The organism is Megasphaera micronuciformis F0359 (assembly GCF_000165735.1).
GTDB classification, from domain to species: Bacteria; Bacillota; Negativicutes; order Veillonellales; family Megasphaeraceae; genus Megasphaera; species Megasphaera micronuciformis.
This window is the reverse complement of record NZ_GL538178.1, coordinates 1-3,198: the sequence shown is the minus strand read 5'-3', so window position 1 is coordinate 3,198 and position 3,198 is coordinate 1. Positions and strand designations below refer to the sequence as shown.

The 3,198-nt window shown below is 52.3% G+C and carries 2 rRNA genes; both read left to right on the top strand.

Annotated features, from left to right (window positions below):
* The first annotated feature begins 92 nt into the window (after nt 1-92).
* Nucleotides 93-3,008, top strand: a 23S ribosomal RNA gene (locus tag HMPREF9429_RS00790).
* A 70-nt stretch (nt 3,009-3,078) separates the two neighbouring features.
* A 5S ribosomal RNA gene (rrf, locus tag HMPREF9429_RS00785) occupies nt 3,079-3,195 on the top strand.
* Nucleotides 3,196-3,198: the final 3 nt, after the last annotated feature.

Sequence of the window (3,198 nt, the reverse complement as noted above, 5' to 3'; positions counted from 1 at the left end):
CTGTACCTTGACAACTACATGAAAACGTAAGAAACGAAAAAAGACCTCTTTAAGAAATTAGAGAGTTCAAACCTTAGAAAACTCAAAAGGTAAGTTAAGTAAGTAAGGGCGTACGGCGGATGCCTTGGCCATATCAGCCGAAGAAGGACGCGATAAGCTGCGATAAGCTGCGGTGAGGTGCAAGTAACCAGTGACCCGCAGATTTCCGAATGGGGAAACCCGGCAGTAGTAGTACTGTCACCTCTCGAATGAGAGGAGGGCACCCGGTGAACTGAAACATCTAAGTAGCCGGAGGAAGAGGAATCAAAAGAGATGCCCCCAGTAGCGGCGAGCGAAGCGGGCAAAGCCCAAACCGGAGCGGGAAACCGCACCGGGGTTGAGGACTACCAACAAGTACCTGGATGAAGTCGAATCAGGTGGGAACCTGAGCCAGAGACGGTGAGAGCCCGGTAGACGTAAAGAAGGGTATGGGGTAGTATCCAGAGTACCACGGGGCACGAGGAACCTTGTGGGAAGCAGGGGGGACCACCCTCCAAGGCGAAATACTGATATGGACCGATAGCGCATAGTACCGTGAGGGAAAGGTGAAAAGAACCCCGGGAGGGGAATGAAAGAGAACCTGAAACCGTATGTCTACAAGCAGTCGAAGCACCGTATGCGTGCAACGGCGTGCCTATTGAAGAATGAACCGGCGAGTTATTTCATCCGGCGAGGTTAAGCGGAAAACGCGGAGCCGAAGCGAAAGCGAGTCTGAACAGGGCGACAAGTCGGATGGAATAGACCCGAAACCACAGTGATCTATCCATGCCCAGGTTGAAGCACAGGTAAAAATGTGTGGAGGACCGAACCAGTGAGCGTTGAAAAGCTTTTGGATGAGGTGTGGATAGGGGTGAAATGCCAATCGAACGTGGAGATAGCTGGTTCTCCCCGAAATAGCTTTAGGGCTAGCCTCATGGCAAGAGTGCAGGCGGTAGAGCACTGAACAGGGTAGGGGCCTATCCGGCTACCGAACCTAATCAAACTACGAATGGCTGTACTTATCCATGGGAGTCAGACTGCGAGTGATAAGACCCGTAGTCAAGAGGGAAACAGCCCAGACCAACAGCTAAGGTCCCCAATGCCGTACTAAGTGGTAAAGGATGTGGAGTTTCGAAAACAACCAGGATGTTGGCTTAGAAGCAGCCACCATTAAAAGAGTGCGTAATAGCTCACTGGTCGAGAGACTCTGCGCCGAAGATGACCGGGGCTAAAGTACGGAACCGAAGCTTTGGCATGTATGTAAATACATGGGTAGGGGAGCGTTCCTGCATGGGCGAAGCCTGACCGGAAGGACAGGTGGACAGGCAGGAAGTGAGAATGCCGGTATGAGTAGCGAAAAGAAAGGTGAGAATCCTTTCCACCGAAAGCCTAAGGGTTCCTGGGCAACGATCGTCGACCCAGGGTAAGTCGGGACCTAATCCGAGGCGAAGACGCATAGGAGATGGACAACAGGTTGAAATTCCTGTACCGACGTCGTCTGTTTGAGCGATGGAGTGACACAAGAAGGAAAGTTCGCATGCGATTGGAAGAGCATGTCTAAGCAGGTAGGTTGAATACCAGGCAAATCCGGTATTCTAAAAGCCGAGAAGTGATAGGGAGCCTGTAGAAATACAGGTGAAGGAACCGGGACTCGATTGTCAAGAAAAGCTTCTAGTGAGGACGACGCCGCCCGTACCAAAACCGACACAGGTAGGCAAGAAGAGAATTCTAAGGTGCGCGGGAAAACCCTCGTTAAGGAACTCGGCAAAATGTATCCGTAACTTCGGGAAAAGGATAACCCAGAGTACGTGAAGGATAGAAACATCCGGAGCGGGAATGGGTGGCACAAGAGAGGCCCAAGCGACTGTTTACCACAAACACAGGCGTCTGCTAAAGAGAAATCTGATGTATAGATGCTGACACCTGCCCGGTGCTGGAAGGTTAAGAGGACGTGTTAGCCGTAAGGCGAAGCAGAGAATTGAAGCCCCAGTAAACGGCGGCCGTAACTATAACGGTCCTAAGGTAGCGAAATTCCTTGTCGGGTAAGTTCCGACCCGCACGAAAGGTGTAACGATTTGGGCACTGTCTCAACGAGGGACCCGGTGAAATTGAAGTACCTGTGAAGATGCAGGTTACCCGCGACTGGACAGAAAGACCCCATGGAGCTTTACTGTAACCTGAGATTGAATTTTGGTAGAAGATGTACAGGATAGTTGGGAGACGTAGAAGCGCGCACGCCAGTGTACGCAGAGTCGATGGTGGGATACCAACCTTGTTTTATTGAAATTCTAACGAGAGCCGTAACGAGGCTGCGGACAGTCTCAGGCGGGCAGTTTGACTGGGGCGGTCGCCTCCGAAAGAGCAACGGAGGCGCCCAAAGGTTCCCTCAGCGCGGACGGAAACCGCGCGAAGAGTGTAAAGGCAGAAGGGAGCTTGACTGCGAGACGGACAGGTCGAGCAGGGACGAAAGTCGGGCTTAGTGATCCGGTGGTAGAGAGTGGAATTGCCATCGCTCAACGGATAAAAGCTACCCTGGGGATAACAGGCTTATCTCTCCCAAGAGTCCATATCGACGGGGAGGTTTGGCACCTCGATGTCGGCTCATCACATCCTGGGGCTGTAGTAGGTCCCAAGGGTTGGGCTGTTCGCCCATTAAAGTGGTACGCGAGCTGGGTTCAGAACGTCGTGAGACAGTTCGGTCCCTATCCATCGCGGGCGCAAGAAACTTGAAAGGGGCTGCTCCTAGTACGAGAGGACCGGAGTGGACGAACCAATGGTGTATCGGTTATGCCGCCAGGCGTACAGCCGAGTAGCTACGTTCGGGACGGATAAACGCTGAAAGCATCTAAGCGTGAAACCAGCCTAAAGATGAGGTTTCTCATTGCGTAAGCAAGTAAGGCCCCATGAAGACGACATGGTTGATAGGCCGGGAGTGGAAGTGCAGCAATGCATGGAGCGGACCGGTACTAATAGGCCGAGGACTTATCTTACGAAGATAAGAGCAGTATAAGGGAAAGAGACTTACGTTTTCTGTAGTTGTCAGGGCACAGGCTCTGAAGATTCAGTGGTGATGGCTGTAGGGGTCCACCTGTTCCCATACCGAACACAGCAGTTAAGCCTACAAACGCCGAAAGTACTTAGGGGGAGGCCCCTTGGGAGGATAGGAAGCCGCTGATTGAG